This window comes from Streptomyces sp. NBC_01460 (assembly GCF_036227405.1).
Lineage (GTDB): Bacteria > Actinomycetota > Actinomycetes > Streptomycetales > Streptomycetaceae > Streptomyces.
In genome coordinates this window covers 3672767-3688196 of record NZ_CP109473.1, presented here as the reverse complement: position 1 = coordinate 3688196, position 15430 = coordinate 3672767, and the positions used below count along the sequence as shown (strand labels likewise).

At 72.4% G+C, this 15430-nt stretch carries 12 protein-coding genes; 6 read left to right on the top strand and 6 right to left on the bottom strand.

Annotated elements, in window-relative coordinates; genetic code table 11:
- Positions 1-64: 64 nt before the first annotated feature.
- A complete protein-coding gene (locus OG488_RS16300; protein WP_329238714.1) occupies positions 65-1261 on the bottom strand; it encodes an alpha/beta hydrolase family protein in 1197 nt (398 codons plus the stop codon).
- 240 nt (positions 1262-1501) lie between these two features.
- On the opposite strand from OG488_RS16300, the gene OG488_RS16295 reads away from it, so the two are divergent.
- Positions 1502-2125 carry a TetR/AcrR family transcriptional regulator gene (locus OG488_RS16295; protein ID WP_329238712.1) on the top strand — a complete coding sequence of 208 codons (624 nt, stop codon included), beginning with the start codon at positions 1502-1504 and terminating at the stop codon, positions 2123-2125.
- 10 nt (positions 2126-2135) lie between these two features.
- Here OG488_RS16295 and OG488_RS16290 read toward each other — a convergent pair whose 3' ends face one another.
- Entirely contained in the window at positions 2136-2966 is an 831-nt protein-coding gene (locus OG488_RS16290) for a MaoC/PaaZ C-terminal domain-containing protein (RefSeq protein ID WP_329229958.1), read from the bottom strand.
- Positions 2967-2969: 3 nt separating this feature from the next.
- Positions 2970-4292, bottom strand: coding sequence for a 3-oxoacyl-ACP reductase (locus OG488_RS16285; RefSeq protein ID WP_329229956.1), 1323 nt, complete (start codon positions 4290-4292; stop codon positions 2970-2972).
- A gap of 74 nt (positions 4293-4366) precedes the next feature.
- Between OG488_RS16285 and OG488_RS16280 the strand changes: the two genes are divergently transcribed.
- From OG488_RS16280 to OG488_RS16270, 3 genes are all read left to right on the top strand, one after another.
- Positions 4367-5644 (top strand): acetyl-CoA C-acetyltransferase, encoded by a 1278-nt coding sequence (locus OG488_RS16280; protein WP_329238710.1) that lies wholly within the window; start codon positions 4367-4369, stop codon positions 5642-5644.
- Positions 5645-5954: 310 nt separating this feature from the next.
- Positions 5955-7868, top strand: coding sequence for an AMP-dependent synthetase/ligase (locus OG488_RS16275; RefSeq protein ID WP_329229954.1), 1914 nt, complete (start codon positions 5955-5957; stop codon positions 7866-7868).
- Between the two features lie 264 nt (positions 7869-8132).
- Positions 8133-9701 carry an APC family permease gene (locus tag OG488_RS16270; RefSeq protein WP_329229952.1) on the top strand — a complete coding sequence of 523 codons (1569 nt, stop codon included), beginning with the start codon at positions 8133-8135 and terminating at the stop codon, positions 9699-9701.
- A gap of 5 nt (positions 9702-9706) precedes the next feature.
- On the opposite strand, the gene OG488_RS16265 is transcribed toward OG488_RS16270, so the two are convergent.
- On the bottom strand, positions 9707-10438 hold the full coding sequence (locus OG488_RS16265; protein ID WP_329229950.1) for a siderophore-interacting protein: 732 nt from the start codon (positions 10436-10438) through the stop codon (positions 9707-9709).
- A 181-nt stretch (positions 10439-10619) separates the two neighbouring features.
- Between OG488_RS16265 and OG488_RS16260 the strand changes: the two genes are divergently transcribed.
- Together OG488_RS16260 and OG488_RS16255 are read left to right on the top strand one after the other, a co-directional pair.
- Entirely contained in the window at positions 10620-11465 is an 846-nt protein-coding gene (locus tag OG488_RS16260; RefSeq protein ID WP_329229948.1) for an LLM class F420-dependent oxidoreductase, read from the top strand.
- Positions 11466-11601: 136 nt separating this feature from the next.
- Positions 11602-13086, top strand: a complete 1485-nt coding sequence (locus tag OG488_RS16255; RefSeq protein ID WP_329229946.1) for a peptidoglycan D,D-transpeptidase FtsI family protein — start codon at positions 11602-11604, stop codon at positions 13084-13086.
- 87 nt (positions 13087-13173) lie between these two features.
- Here OG488_RS16255 and OG488_RS16250 read toward each other — a convergent pair whose 3' ends face one another.
- Positions 13174-14403, bottom strand: a complete 1230-nt coding sequence (locus tag OG488_RS16250; RefSeq protein WP_329229944.1) for a hypothetical protein — start codon at positions 14401-14403, stop codon at positions 13174-13176.
- Between the two features lie 76 nt (positions 14404-14479).
- Positions 14480-15322 carry an HAD family hydrolase gene (locus tag OG488_RS16245; RefSeq protein ID WP_329238707.1) on the bottom strand — a complete coding sequence of 281 codons (843 nt, stop codon included), beginning with the start codon at positions 15320-15322 and terminating at the stop codon, positions 14480-14482.
- Positions 15323-15430: the final 108 nt, after the last annotated feature.

Below are 15430 nucleotides of genomic sequence, written 5' to 3'. Positions count from 1 at the left end.
CGCACGAGAGTGCCCCCGGCCCGTACGAGGCCGGGGGCACTTCCGTGTCTTCGGGCAGCGCCCGTCAGGGGCGGTTGAAGACGACCTCCGGGTTGCCGGCGGTCGGGCCGTCCAGCAGGGGCTGGTGCCGGCCGCGCAGGTGCTGGTCGAGGAAGGCGCTGACGTAGTCGCGGGTGATCCGGACCTGCCGGGCGGTGGAGAGCGTGACCTTGGGGTCCAGCGTGACGCCCATCCGGTCCTCCAGGACGGGGACGTCCGTGAAGCTGGAGTGGCCGGAGCCCTCGACGCCGAGCCAGCGCTTCCAGCCGTCCAGCGCCTGGTAGCCCTGGTCCCACGAGTGGTCCCGGCCGCCGGGGGAGTGGTCGAACGTGGTGCCCAGCATCAGGAAGGGGCGCTTGCCGAGGCCGGAGGCGGGGATGTCCTCGAAGAAGGTGCCGTCCATGTTGATCCCGGCGTCCACCCGGGGATCGGCGAGCATCGTGGAGGCCGCGGCGCTGCCGCCGATGGAGTGTCCGGCCGCGGCGACCCGTCGGGCGTCGATCATCCGGGAGTGGCGCCATGCGGGGCGGGGGCCGGTCAGCCGGTCCAGCACGAAGGAGAGGTCCGCGGCCCGTCCCGTGGAGACGAGCCGGCCCAGCTCCTCCCGGGCCTCCTCGCTGGGCGCGGACTCCATCGTGTCGCAGGCCACGCAGGTCAGGAGCCGGCCGTCGGGCAGTTCGGTCCCGACCGACTCGTAGGCGTGGTCGACGCTCGCCACCACGTAACCCCGGCTCGCCAGGTCCTCCGCGAGCGAGGTCACCGTCGCCCGGGGGTTGCCGAAGCCGGGGGAGAGCAGCACCAGGGGGAAGCGTCCATGGGCCGTCCGCGCGCCGGTGCGGGCGTGGGTGCCGAGTGCGCTGAGCGCCGTCGGCTGCACGGTGCCTTCCAGCCCGATGCCTGCCAGCACGAGCCGCGCCTCCCCGGTGCTCATGTACGGAGCGGTGGCGGACGGGCGCCCGGACCGGGCCGGGTAGTACAGCGACACCATCAGTTCGCGGTCCCCGGCCTCGGGGACCCAGGGGTCGGTGCGGTCGTGGTCGGTGAGGTGCAGGACCTCCGTGCCGACGGCGTACGGGCCGGTGGGGCGGGGCAGTTCGACGGTGGCGGCGGAGGTGGCCGCGGCGGGCGCCGGGCCCGCCAAGGCATGGGCGGTGGCGGTGGGCGCGGCCAGCAGGGCCATGGTGGCGAGGGCGGCGACGGCCGTCCGTCTGCGGAGTCTCATCGTCATGCCCTGGACGCTAGGCGGCGGAACCGGTCGGACACATCGCCCCCGGGGGCCATCCCATGGGGGACCGGAGTCGTACGGGGTACCCGCCCAGGGGTTGAGGTGACTACCGGCCATCGTGGCCGGGTCCCGTCAGTTCCGTACGACGGGGGGCAGGGCCGAGCCGTACTCTTACCGAGGAGTAGCGCAGTGGGGGCGGGAGGGAAGTCTGACGTGAGTGCAGTGAAGAGCAAACGGATGCCGCGCGCGGTGCGTGAGCAGCAGATGATGGACGCCGCCGTGCGGACGTTCGCTCAGCGCGGTTACCGGGCCGCCTCGATGGACGAGATCGCGGAACTGGCCGGTGTCTCCAAGCCCTTGGTCTATCTGTACCTGAACTCCAAGGAGGAGCTCTTCACCGCGTGCATCCGCCGTGAGGCGAAGGCGCTGGTGGAGGCCGTCCAGGCGGGTGTGGAGCCTGGGATTCCGGCTGACCGGCAACTGTGGTCGGGGCTGCGGGCGTTCTTCACGCACACTGCGGAGCATCCTGACGGCTGGGCGGTGCTGCACCAGCAGGCGAGCTCGCACGGGGAGCCGTTCGTCAGCGAGGTGGGGGCGCTGCGGAAGGAGATCGTTGCGTTCGTGACGGGTCTGATCGGGGCTGCGGCGCGTGAGGCGCACAGTGACCCGGCGCTCCCCGACCGGGACGTGGCGGGGCTCGCGCAGGCGTTGGTGGGGGCGGCGGAAGCGCTCGCGGGGTGGGCCAACGTCACTCCCGGTGTCTCGGCGAAGGAGGCTGCCTCCACGCTGATGAACTTCTCGTGGGCGGGTCTGGAGAACCTCATGCAGGGGCGTGGCTGGCAGTCCCCTCGGGGGGAGTGAGCGGGCGCGCTCAGACGTCCCGGGTCACGCTGCCGGTGAGGTGGACGCGGCTGCCGCCGCGCACCTCGAAGGCGGTGTCGTCCGCCGCGTAGGTGACGGTGGAGGGCAGCAGGACGGGAGCCTTGAAGTCCGCCCGTACGGTGCGGACGCGGCCCTGTGCTCCGGTGGTGTCCCCGGTCTCCGCGAGGCAGCGCGCGACGGTCCACATGCCGTGTGCGATGTGCCGGGGGAAGCCGAAGAGGCGGGCCGTCAGCGGGTGGAGGTGGATCGGGTTCCGGTCGCCCGAGGCGGCGCCGTAGCGGCGTCCGAGGTCGGTGGGCAGCCGCCACTCGGCCACGGCGGGCAGCTCCCGGTGGTGGGCCCGTTCGGGCGGGGGAGTGGTCGCCGCGGTCGCGTGCCGGGACAGGTAGCCGCTGCGGGACTCCCAGACGAGCTCGCCCGCGCGGCGCGCCTCGGTCACCATCGTGACCTCGGTTCCGCGCCGGTGGGGCGTCAGTCCGGCGGCGTGGACCGTGATGCCGAGTTCGTCGGTGGGCTGCGGGGCCCGGTGCGCGGTGATCTCGATCCAGGTGTGGACCAGTCCCAGGACCGGCAGCGGGAAGTCCCGTCCGGTCATCAGCCGCATGGCCAGGGGGAAGCCCAGGACGTGCGGGTAGGTGAGCGGCAGGGGGCCGGTCTCGGCGAAGCCGCAGATCCTGCTGTACGCGGCGAGGGGGCCGGGGGCGATGCGGGTGGGCGGGAGTTCCTCACGGCCGGTGGGCAGTGCGGCGCCCGGGCGGCCGGCGCGCTTGAACGGGGAGGTGACGGCTCCGCGGACGAGGGAGAGGCTGAGGTCTGACATGGCTCAGGCTCCCAGCAGGCTCTGGCCACAGACCCGGACGACCTGGCCGTTGACGGCGCCGGAGGCGGGCTGGGCGAACCAGGCGGTGGTCTCGGCGACGTCGACCGGGAGGCCGCCCTGGGACAGGGAGTTCATGCGGCGGCCCGCCTCCCGGATGAAGAGGGGTACGGCGGCCGTCATCTTCGTCTCGATGAAGCCGGGTGCGACGGCGTTGACGGTGATGCCGTGGTCGGCGGCGGCGCGCGGGGCCAGGGAGCGGACCAGGCCGATGATGCCCGCCTTGCTGGCCGCGTAGTTGGTCTGGCCGTCGTTGCCCGCGATCCCGGCGATGGACGCGGTGGCGATGATCCGGCCGCCGCGGCGCAGGGTGCCGGACCCGATGAGGGCGTCCGTGGTGCGCAGGACGCTGTCCAGGTTGACGTCGATGACGGAGGACCAGCGGTCGGCGGGCATGTTGGCGAGCCGGCGGTCGCGGGTGATGCCCGCGTTGTGGACCAGGATGTCGAGGCCGTCGGGGGCGGCCGCGGCGATCCGGTCCGCGGCGTCGGGTCCGGTGATGTCCAGCGGCAGGGCGGTGGCGCCGAGGCGGGCGGCGGTACGGGCGAGCTCCTCCTCGGCCTGCGGGACGTCCAGGCAGATCACCTGGGCGCCGTCCCTGGCGAGGACGGAGGCGACGGAGGCGCCGATGCCGCGTGCGGCCCCGGTGACGAGGGCGGTGCGTCCGGACAGGGGTGCGTCCCAGTCGGCCACGACGCCGGGTTCTCCGGCGGTGAGTTCGACGACCTGGCCGCTGACGTAGGCGGAGCGGGGGGACAGCAGGAAGCGGAGCGTGGACTCGGCCGAGGCGGCGCTCGCGCCGGGGGCGAGCCGCAGCAGCTGCGCGGTGGCGCCCTTGCCGATCTCCTTGCCGAGCGAGCGTACGAAGCCTTCGAGGGCTTGCTGGGCCGCCGCCTGGTGGTGGTCGTCGGGGGAGGGGGTGGTGCCGAGGACGACGATGCGGCCACCGGCGGCCAGGGACCGTACGACGGGGTGGAGTGCGGCGTGCACGTCGGCGAGTCCGGCCGCCGTGGTGATGCCGGTGGCGTCCAGGACGACGGCGGCGGGGTGTGCGGCCTGGTGGGTGACCTTCAGGCCGGTCGCGGCGAGTACCGGGCCGAGCGTGCCGGTGTGTGCGGAGTCGCCTGCGGTGAGGTGGAGCAACGGTCCGTCGAGGGAGGGGGTTTCGAGTGTCCAGCGGCGGAGCGGTGCGGGCTGCGGCAGGCCGAGCCTGCGGGTCAGGAAGCGGCCGGGTGCCGTGCCGGTGAAGTGCAGATAGCGGTCGGCCATTGTCTGGACTCCTGCTCGGTCGTAGATTTACTCCAGAGTAAGGTTACTCAAGGGTCAGGAGTTGTCGAGATGAGCTGGTCGAGTTGATTCCCCTCGCACTTCCGCAGCCGCGCCGGGTCGCGGTCATCGGTGGCAGTCGCATTCCCTTCGCCCGCTCCGACGGCCCCTACGCGCAGGCGTCGAACCAGGACCTGCTCACCGCCGCGCTGGACGGGCTCGTCGACCGCTTCGGTCTGCGGGGACAGCGGGTCGGTGAGTTCGTCGCCGGGGCGGTCCTCAAGCACAGCCGGGACTTCAACCTGGCACGCGAGACCGTCCTGGGCTCCGCCCTGGACCCGCGCACGCCCGCCTACGACATCCAGCAGGCGTGCGGCACCGGTCTCCAGGCCGTCGTCGCCGCGGCCAACAAGATCGCGCTCGGTGCGGTCGACTCGGCGATCGCGGGCGGGGCGGACACCACGTCCGACGCGCCGCTCGGCGTCAACGACCGGCTGCGCAGGATCCTGCTGGAGGCGCGCCGCGCGAAGTCGGCGGGCGCGCGGGTCAAGGCGCTGGCCGCCGTCCGGCCCCGCCACCTCGTCCCCGACATCCCGCGCAACGCCGAGCCCCGTACCGGCCTCTCGATGGGCGAGCACGCGGCGGTCACCGCCCGGAAGTGGGGGGTGACCCGCGAGGAGCAGGACCTGCTGGCTGCCACCAGCCACCAGCGGCTGGCCGCCGCGTACGACCGGGGCTTCCTGGAGGACCTGGTCGTCCCGTACCTCGGCCTGGACCGCGACCAGAACCTGCGCCCCGGATCCACGGTGGAGAAACTCGCCACGCTGAAGCCGGTGTTCGGCGCCGGACACCCCGACGCGACGATGACGGCGGGCAATTCGACGCCGCTCACCGACGGCGCGGCCACCGTGCTGCTGGCGAGCGAGGAGTGGGCCGAGGCCCACGGTCTGGAGCCCCTGGCCTACCTGTCGTTGTACGAGACGGCCGCCGTGGACTACGTGGGCGGTGAGGACGGGCTGCTGATGGCGCCCGCGTACGCCGTGCCGCGGATGCTGGAGCGTGCCGGGCTGGGCATCGGCGACTTCGACCTCGTCGAGATCCACGAGGCCTTCGCCTCCCAGGTGCTCGCCACCCTGGCCGCCTGGGAGGAGCAGGGGCTCGCCCCCGTCGACCGGGACAGGCTGAACGTGGCCGGGTCGTCCCTCGCCACCGGTCACCCCTTCGCCGCGACGGGCGCCCGGATCGTGGCGACCCTGGCCGAGCTGCTCGCGGAGCGGGACGCGCCCGGCCGGGGCCTGATCTCGGTCTGCGCCGCGGGCGGACAAGGGGTCACCGCCATCCTGGAGCGCCCCTGACCCCCGCGGGGATCCGCATGCGGGGCGCCCCTGATGCACCGGGGACCCGCATGCGGGAGCGCCCCCGGTCCATCCAGGGCCTGCATGCGGATGCACCGTCGACCCACACAGGACCTGCATGCGGGAGCGCCCCGACCTCCACAGGGGCCCTGCATCCTGGAACGCCCCCGGGCCGCACCGGATCCGCTCCGCGGCCACCGCCGCATCCCCTGCCCGTCCGTACGTGAACGACCCCGCGCACCCAACTGCCGCCTCGGCGCCGGACCCCAGGGACGGGGCCGGCGCCGGACCCCACGTCGAGGAGCCGCTCGTGTCCACGCCCGCCGCCGTATCCGCCGCGCCCACCGTTCCCGTCCTGGTCGAGCCGACCAAGGTCAGGGCGGCCGACGGCGCCGTACGGGAGGTCTCCGTACCGCCGCTCGCGCCGACCGTGCGGCGCGGCTCGCTCGCGGAGATCCCCTTCGACAACGCCGACCAGGCCCCGGCCGAGGCGGTCCTCAGCCGCAAGCAGGCGGACGGCGGCTGGCAGGACGTGACCGCCGCCGCGTTCGCCGACGAGGTCAGGGCGGTCGCCAAGGGCCTGATCGCGGAGGGGCTCCAGAGCGGGGACCGGATCGCGATCATGGCCCGTACGACCTACGAGTGGACGCTGCTCGACTTCGCGTCCTGGGCGGCCGGGCTGGTCACCGTGCCCGTCTACCCCACATCCTCGGCCTTCCAGACGCGCTGGATCCTCCAGGACTCCGGAGCCGTCGCCTGCGCCGTGGAGACGAAGGAGCAGGGCCGGCTGGTCAGCCAGGAGCGACAGCAGCTCGGGGACCTCGCGCATCTCTGGCAGTTCGACACGGGCGCGATCGGCCGGCTGAAGTCGCTCGGCAGGGACGTGCCCGACGCGGTCGTCACCGCCCGCCGCGCCGCCCTGGACCCGGACAGCCCGGCCACCCTCATCTACACCTCGGGCACCACGGGCAGGCCCAAGGGCTGCGTCCTGACGCACGGCAACTTCTTCGCCGAGGTCGACAACGCCATCGAGCTGCTCCACCCGGTCTTCAAGTCGGTGTCGAAGGAGCCCGCTTCCACCCTCCTGTTCCTGCCGCTGTCGCACGTCTTCGGCAGGATGGTGGCGATCGGCTGCCTGCGCGCCCGGGTGCGGCTGGGGCACGCGCCGTCCATCCGGACCGAGGACCTGCTCGCGGACCTGGCGGGCTTCAAGCCGTCGTTCCTGCTGGCGATCCCGTACGTCCTGGAGAAGGTCTACAACACCGGCCGGGCCACCGCCGAGAAGATGGGCCGCGCCTCGTCCTTCGACCGCGCGGCCCGGATCGCGCGACGTTACGGGGAGGCGGTCGAGGCCGCCGAGCACGGCACGGGCCCCGGCCCGGGCCTCGGGCTGCGCGCCGCCCGCGCCCTGTACGACCCGCTGGTCTACCGCCGTATCCGTGCGGCACTGGGCGGCCACGTGAAGTACGCGATCTGCGGCGGTTCCCCGCTGGGGCGCCGGCTCGCCGCGTTCTACGCGGGTGCGGGCATCGAGATCTTCGAGGGCTACGGCCTGACCGAGACCACCGCCGCCGCCACGGTCACCCCGCCCCTCAAGCCCCGTCTGGGCACGGTGGGCTGGCCGCTGCCGGGCACCGCCGTGCGGATCGCCGACGACGGGGAGGTGCTGCTCAGCGGCGGGCAGGTCTTCCGGGGCTACTGGGACACCGAGCGCGGCGCGGCCGTGCCGTACCTGGAGGGCGACTGGTTCCCCACGGGCGACCTGGGGGCCCTGGACGAGGACGGCTACCTCACGATCACCGGCCGCAAGAAGGACATCATCATCACGTCCGGCGGCAAGAACGTCACCCCCGCCCCGCTGGAGGACTGGCTGCGCGCCCATCCGCTGGTCAGTCAGTGCATGGTCGTCGGGGACAACCGGTCGTTCATCAGCGCCCTGATCACGCTCGAGGAGGACGGGCTCGCCCACTGGCGCCGGATGCGGAAGAAGGAGGGCGTCCCGCTGCGGGAGCTGGTCCACGACGAGGAGCTGCGCACGGCGCTGCAGCGCGCGGTCGACGAGGCCAACAGGCTCGTCTCGCGTGCCGAGTCCATACGCAAGTTCACCGTCCTGCCGGTCGACTTCACGGAGGAGAGCGGCCATCTCACCCCGTCGCTCAAGCTGAAGCGGGACGCGATCACGCGGGACTTCGACGCGGAGATCGAGGAGCTGTACCGGAAGTAGCCGGACCCGGCGGACCGCCGGACCCGCGGCCCGGACCGACCTCGTGATCCGGGCCGCGGGAAATTTTTGAACTGCCATAAAACGGACAGTGGTGCGGTTCTCGTATGTGTTTCAGTCTCGTTCCGGAGCATCGATTGCAAGGTTCTGTTCATCCGGAGCCTTGGATGCGTTTGCTCAACTCGATCCGTACTGGGGTGAGTCAAGGGTGAGACGTTGGAGTCTCACCCTCCGGATATGGAAACCGCAGCGCATAGCGTCCTCTCCATGACTCAGCTGGACGCGCGGCCACAGGCCGGAGACACGGTACGGGGAAGCACCCCGGCCGACGGCGGCGTACGCGAGAAGGGCCTCGGCGGGAACTCCGTCGGCCTGATGGGCAGCGCGGTCCTCGGCATCTCCACCGTCGCCCCGGTGTACTGCCTCACCTCGACCCTCGGATCGACCGCGGGCGAGGTCGGTGTGCAGATGCCGGCCGTGTTCCTGGCCGGGTTCCTCCCGATGCTGCTCGTCGCCTTCGCGTACCGGGAGCTCAACAAGGCCGTGCCGGACTGCGGCACCTCGTTCACCTGGACGGTGAAGGCCTTCGGCCCGCGCCTCGGGTGGATGTGCGGCTGGGGGCTGGTGATCGCCACGATCATCGTCCTGTCGAACCTCGCCGGTGTCGCCACCTCCTACTTCTGGCTGCTGGCCGGCGAGGTCACCGGGAGCGACTCCGTCGCCGCCCTGGACGACAGCAAGCCCGTCCACATCCTCACGTGCCTTCTCCTGATCGCCGTCGCGACGGCGATCAGCTACCGGGGGATGACGGCCACCAAGGGCATCCAGTACACCCTCGTCGCACTCCAGCTCGTGGTGCTCGCCCTGTTCGTGACGATGGCCGTGCAGAAGGCCGGCAGCGGGGACTTCGCCGCGACGTCGACGGAGTTCTCCTGGTCCTGGCTGAACCCCTTCGCCGTCCGGTCCTTCGCGGCGTTCACGGCCGGGCTCTCCCTCTCGATCTTCATGTTCTGGGGCTGGGACACCTGTCTCACCGCCAACGAGGAGACCACCGGGGCCGAGAAGACCCCCGGCCGCGCCGCCCTCATCGCGATGGTCGTCCTGGTCGCCTCCTACCTCGCCACGGGCATCGCCGCGCAGATGGCCGTCGGCACCGGCGACTCGGGGCGGGGCCTCGCCAACCCGGACACCTCCGACAACGTCTTCGCCGCCCTCGCGGGCCCGGTCATGGGCCCCGGCCTGGGTGTCCTCCTCTTCCTGGCGGTGCTGGCCTCCGCCGCCGCGAGCCTGCAGACCACCTTCATCCCGGTGGCGCGCACGGTCCTGGCGATGGCGTCCTACGAGGCGCTGCCCGCCTCCTACGCCCGGGTCCACCCGCGCTTCCGGACGCCGGGCCGGGCCACGGTCGTGGCGGGGGTCGCGACCGGGGTGTTCTACACGGTCATGACCCTGGTCAGCGAGCACGTCCTGGTCGACACGATCTACGCGCTCGGCCTGATGATCTGCTTCTACTACGCGCTGACGGCTTTCGCCTGCGCCTGGTACTTCCGCGCCGACCTCACCCGGTCCGCCCGCGACCTCGTCTTCAAGGGTCTTTTCCCCGTCGTCGGCGGCGTCCTGCTCGCGGCGGTCTTCGGCAAGACCCTGTACGACATGTGGGACCCGGCCTACGGCTCCGGATCCTCCGTCCTCGGCGTCGGCTCCGTCTTCGTCATCGGTGTCGGGCTGCTGCTGCTCGGGGTGGTGCTGATGGAGGCGATGCGGCGGCGCAGCCCCGCGTTCTTCCGCGGCGAGGTGCTCACGAAGGAGTCCCCGGCGCTCGTGGCCGAGGACTGAGCGGTTCAGCCGGCGCGCCAGTAGCCCAGCGCGTTCACCCGGTCCTTGGGGAGGGCCAGTTCCCTGCGGGCCCAGGAGCCCAGGGTCCGGGTGGTCGCGGTGTCGCAGGCGATCCAGACGTACGCGTCCGAGCTGTCCTCGCCGAGCAGGCCGGGCAGTGAGGACTTCACCTCGGAGACCAGGTGCGCGCCCGCGTCGCGGCGTGGGACGGTGCGCAGGGTGTGGTGGGCCGGGTCCAGCCGGAACGGCAGCTTCTCGTCCGAGGCGTGGACGGTCTCGCACCAGATCGTCGCCGGGGTGCCGGGGAGCGCATCCAGCAGCGAGTTGACGGCCGGCAGCGATGCCGCGTCCCCGACGACGAAGAGCCGTGCGGGCCGCGGCTCGGGCAGGGTGAAGCGGGTGCCCTGGAGGGTGGCGTCGATCGTGTCGCCGGGCCGCGCGGAGCGGGCCCAGTCGCTCGCGGTGCCGTCGTGAAGGGCGAATTCCAGACTGAACGTCCCGGTGGCGGGGTCGGGGTCGACGAGGGTGTAGCCCCGCTGGTGCGGCTTGCCGTCCCGCTCGAACCAGAGCCTGACCCACATGGTCGGGTGCGCGCCGCCCGTCGCCGCGAGCAGGCCGCCGTCGGTCACCGTCACCCGCCGGAAGTCCTCGGTGACCTGTTCCGCTCCGGTGACGGTGAACGTGAAGTCCTGCCCCCGGAAGAGCTTGAGGACGACGCCTTCCCAGCCGTGACCCATGGGAGCTCTCCTTCGAACGACTGGCCGAAATTGAGCTTAGGGTAGCCTAAGTTTCTCCATTCCGGCGGAAACCGGCGGGAGTTGCGGCCGGAATCGAGCGGCCTGCCTCGCGGAGTGAGGACGTCGGCGCGCTCCACCGCATACCGTGGAGCTGTCACGGACGACGACGGAGGTGCCTCGCATGCGGATCGCCACAACGATCTTCCTCACCGACGAGACGATCACGCCGGTCCGGCTCGCGCGCGAGCTGGAGCAGCGCGGATTCGACGGGCTGTATCTGCCGGAGCACACGCACATCCCCGTCAGCAGGGACACGCCCTACCCGGCGGGCGGGGAGCTGCCCGCCGAGTACGGCCGTACCCTCGACCCGTTCGTCGCCCTGGGGCAGGCCGCGGCCGTCACCGAGCGGCTGGCCCTCGGCACCGGCATCACGCTGATCGCCCAGCACGACCCCATCGACCTGGCGAAGCAGGCCGCCACGCTCGACCACCTCTCCGGCGGCCGTCTCACGCTCGGCATCGGCTTCGGCTGGAACGTGGAGGAGGCCGCCGACCACGGTGTGGAGTGGGCGACCCGGCGGGCGCTCGGCAGCGACCGGCTGGCCCTGATGCGTGCCCTGTGGGCCGAGGAACCGACGGCGTACGAAGGCGAGTTCGGCTCGGTCCGGGCGAGTCACGCCCATCCGAAGCCGGTGCAGAAGGCGCGGGGCCCGGTGAACGGCCCGCGCACCCTGATCGGCGGGGCGGCCGGGCCGAAGCTGTTCGCGCAGATCGCCCGGGACGCGGACGGCTGGCTGCCCATCGGCGGGCGGGGCCTGTCGGAGTCCGTGCCCAAGCTGCGTACGGCGTGGGAGGAGGCGGGGCGCGACCCGGAGCAGCTCCAGGTGGTGCCCTACGCCGTCCGGCCCGACCCCGGGAAGCTGGCGTACTACGCGGACCTGGGCGTCGAGGAGGTCGTCCTCCAACTGCCCCCGGCCGGCGAGGCCGAGGTGCTGCGCGCGCTGGACGCGTACGCGGCGTACCTGTGAGGGGCATGTGGCCGGAAAGCCCTCCGCGGTGATCGGCCGGTGCAACCGCCGGCGCTAAAATCGCATCTATCACCTCCGGACATCAATGGTGCGGCCCGCGTGCGTGTGTACCCGGCTGCCTGGGAGCGGGAGCACGATGAACAGGCCGTTGCGGCACATAGCCATCTTCTGTGGGCTGCTGATGCTGGCTCTGCTGATCAGGACCAACTGGCTTCAGTACGCCAAGAGTGAAGAACTGGCCACCCACGAGCACAACCGCCGGGTGAAGATCACCCAGTTCGCCACCCCTCGGGGCGACATCATCGTGGGGGGCGAGGCGGTCACGGGGTCGAAGGAGGTCAAGGGGACCGACTTCAAGTACCAGCGCACCTTCAAGCAGGGCCCGATGTACGCCCCCGTCACCGGCTACGCCTCCCAGGCGCAGGGCATGTCCCTCCTGGAGAAGACGTACGACAGCGTCCTCAGCGGTCAGGACGAGCGCTTCGCCTTCCGCCACGCCAGGGACATCCTCACGGGCGAGGAGCGCAGGGGCGGCGATGTCGTCACCACGATCGACCGGAAGGCGCAGGAGGTGGCCTACAAGGGCCTGACCGACCTCGACGCCCGCGGTGCCGTGGTCGCCCTCGAACCGTCGACCGGCAAGGTCCTCGCCCTGGTCTCGACCCCTTCGTACGACCCCTCGGTCTTCGCCGGCAACTCCTTCAAGGAGGGCGACAAGTTCCAGTCGCTGGTCGACGAGAAGAGCAAGCCGCTGGCCAACCGCGCGCTGCGCGAGACCTTCCCGCCCGGCTCCACCTTCAAGATCCTCACGGCCGCCGCGGCCCTGGAGCACGGGGTCGTCACGGACGTCGACGCCCCGTCGGACGCGGCCTCCCCGTACAAGCTGCCGCTGTCGTCGAGCAAGATCAGCAGTGAGGCGGGCGACGCGACGTGCAACAAGGCGTCCTTGAAGACGGCCATGCAGTACTCCTGCAACAACGTCTTCCTGGACGCCGCCCTCAAGGTGGGTGACGAGGGGATGCGCGAGACGGCCGAGAAGTTCGGCTTCAACGAGGACGTCTACTCCGAGGCCTTCGGCGACATGCTCGCCACGAAGAGCCTCTACCCCGAGGAGCTCGACAAGCCCGGCACCGCCCTCACCGGCATGGGCCAGGGCAGCCTCACCAGCACCCCGATGCAGATGGCGATGGTCACGGCGGCGCTCGCCAACGACGGCAAGCTGATGCAGCCGTACATCGTGGACAAGCTGCAGGGCCCGGACGTGTCCGTCCTGGAGGAGAACGAGCCGCAGCTCATGAGCCAGGCCGTCTCGGAGGAGACGGCGAAGAAGGTCCAGGAGATGATGGAGTTCACCGCCAGGGAGGGCAGCGCCAAGCGCGCCCTGATCGACGGTGTGACGGTGGGCGGCAAGACGGGTACGGCTCAGCGCGGCAACGACGTGCGCAAGGAGGTCCCGTACGGCTGGTTCGTCTCCTACGGCAAGGACTCCGACGGGCGGGCGGTGGCGGTCGCGGTCTTCATCGACCCGACGGCCATGGACATCTCCCGCTCGGACATCTCGGGTGGCGGCCTCGGCGGCCCGATCGCGAGGAAGGTGATGGAGGCGGTGCTGGGGAAGTAGCCCGGCACCGGCATCCACCAGAACCCACCGGTCACCTCAGCCCCCGTCCGACGTCGACGCTTCGTCGACTCCGGACGGGGGCTGCGGTCATCCGACGGGCCGGTCCGGCCGGTCGGCGTTCGCCGGTGCGACGGGCGGGGCGGGCGGGACAGGCGGAAGAGGTGGGCCAGGCGGGGCGGGGGTACCGGTGCCGGCCGCCTCCGCGTGCCCCCCGGCCAGGCGCAGCACCGTGCCGGTGATGAGGCCCGCCAGGAGGCCCCAGGTGAGAGCGGCCGGCACGTGGCCGCCGAGAGCGCCCTGGAGGTACTGCCAGGCCCACCGCCCGCCCGTGTCCGCCCCGATGACCACGGACTGGAACAGCTGGGAGGCCAACAGCCCGATCACGGTCGCGCAGAACCCGCCGACCGCCATCGCCGGCAGGCTCGCCCGGGTCAGGCGGGCCGGCAGGAGCCGCAGCGCCCACCACACGACCACGAGCACCAGTGCGTCGGCGAGGCGGTAGAGGGCCCACTGACCGACCGATCCGCCGACCGCCCCACCGGGCGGGGACGACCAGCCGCCCAGCAGGAGCCAGGCGCGCAGGAGGTCGCCCGGTTCGGCGAGGAGCCCGCCCGACACCCAGGCCGTCTGGATGGACGCGGCCACCGACTCGTAGGAGAGGACCACCAGGGACAGCGCGACCACCGCGGTACCGACGGTCGCGGCGAGGCGGGCCGCCCGCCGGGAGACGGTCGCCAGGGGCGGTGTGCCCGCACCCTCGGTGGTGATCCGTGCCACGAGCACGATGACCACCGCCGTGACGAACGAGACCGGCACGGTGATCTGCTGCCCGGAGGACGCCATGCCCGCCAACTGGGGCAGGACCCGGTAGCTCCCCCGCCCGTGCGAGGCGATCAGCCAGGGCGCGGAGACGGTTGCCGCCAGAGCTCCGGCGGCCATGCCCCAGGCCCAGAGCGCCGGCAGCAGGACGGACGTCCGGCCGTTGACCGGAGGCAGCCTGCGTACGAGGAGCAGCGCCCCCGGTACGAAGAAGGCGAAGAGCGCGGCGAACCGGATCTGCATCGCCGTGGCGTGCAGGGTGCGGTAGCGCGAGGCGTCCGCACCGCCCGGCTCTCCCGGCCCGAACGCGGCGGAGCCGGGCGGGTCGTACGACCAGGGGGAGAGCCAGTACTGCAGATCGGCGACCAGCCGGCCGCCGAGCGTGTCGGTGGCGCCCTGCAGGTGCAGGACGCTCACGCTGGCCCCCGCCCACCACAGCAGCGCCGTGAGCAGCAGCCCCCCGGCCACCGCTGGTATCGCCGCGCGTCTGTACGTCATGTGCCGCCCCCGCCTCGCTCGCACCCGTGGAATCCCTCTGGCGGGAGGAGGTTACGGGGCGGTGATCACACGGGGGTCACGCCCGGCCGGAATTCTCCGCCGACTCGGGCCCGGCCGCGCCCGACCGACCGGGCGGCGCGGGTGAGGCGTGCGGCGCGGGCTGCTCGGGGAGCACGGGCTCTCCGGGGCCGGGGGGCACGGACTGCTCGGGGAGCACGAACAAGTGGTGCGGGGCGGGTGCCTCGCGCAGGACCGCGTACGGCTTCCGCCGCCCGGCGGGGGTTCCGCCCAGCAGCGCCGGGAGTTCGGTCAGGCTGCTGACGCGCCAGTCCGCCGTCTCCATGACGTCCGGGTGGTCCGCCCACCAATGCCCGTACGGGCCCCGGCGGATGTGGGCCGTACGCAGGCCCGAGGACTTCGCGGGGAACAGGTCGTCGGCCGGGTGGTCGCCCACGTAGAGAGTGGCCTCCGGTGCGGCGCCCGACACCTCCAGCACGCGGGCGAAGAACTCCCGGTCCGGCTTGGAGACGCCCCACTCCTCCGAGGTGACGACCAGGTCCGCCGGCAGGTCCAGAGCGCGCAGCAGCTCCCCGGCCCGGGCCGTCCGGTCGCCCGCGACGACGACCCGCAGGCCGAGCGCGCGCAGTTCGGCCAGGGCGGGGCGGACGTCGGGGTAGAGGTCGGTCTCGTCCAGGTGCTCCCTGCGGCCCGCCGCCGCCCGGGCCTGGGACGCCTCCGCGACGTCCATGCCGGGGCGCAGGATGCGCAGCGCGTCGGCACTGTCACGGCCCTGGGCGACCGCCGCGCCGACCAGGGCGCTGACCGTGTGCGGCGGGACCCCGAGCCAGTCGGCCCACGAGGCCCAGTGGCGGTCGTCGCGGACGAGGGTTTCTCCGATGTCGAAGACGATCGTTTCCATCACCTCTCCGAGCCTACGGGGCAACCGGGACATAACGGCCAAGGCGCCAGTGCGGAAGGGGTGGTCGGGCCGGGCGGAGGCCCTGCTCCGGAAGGAGTGACACGCTCG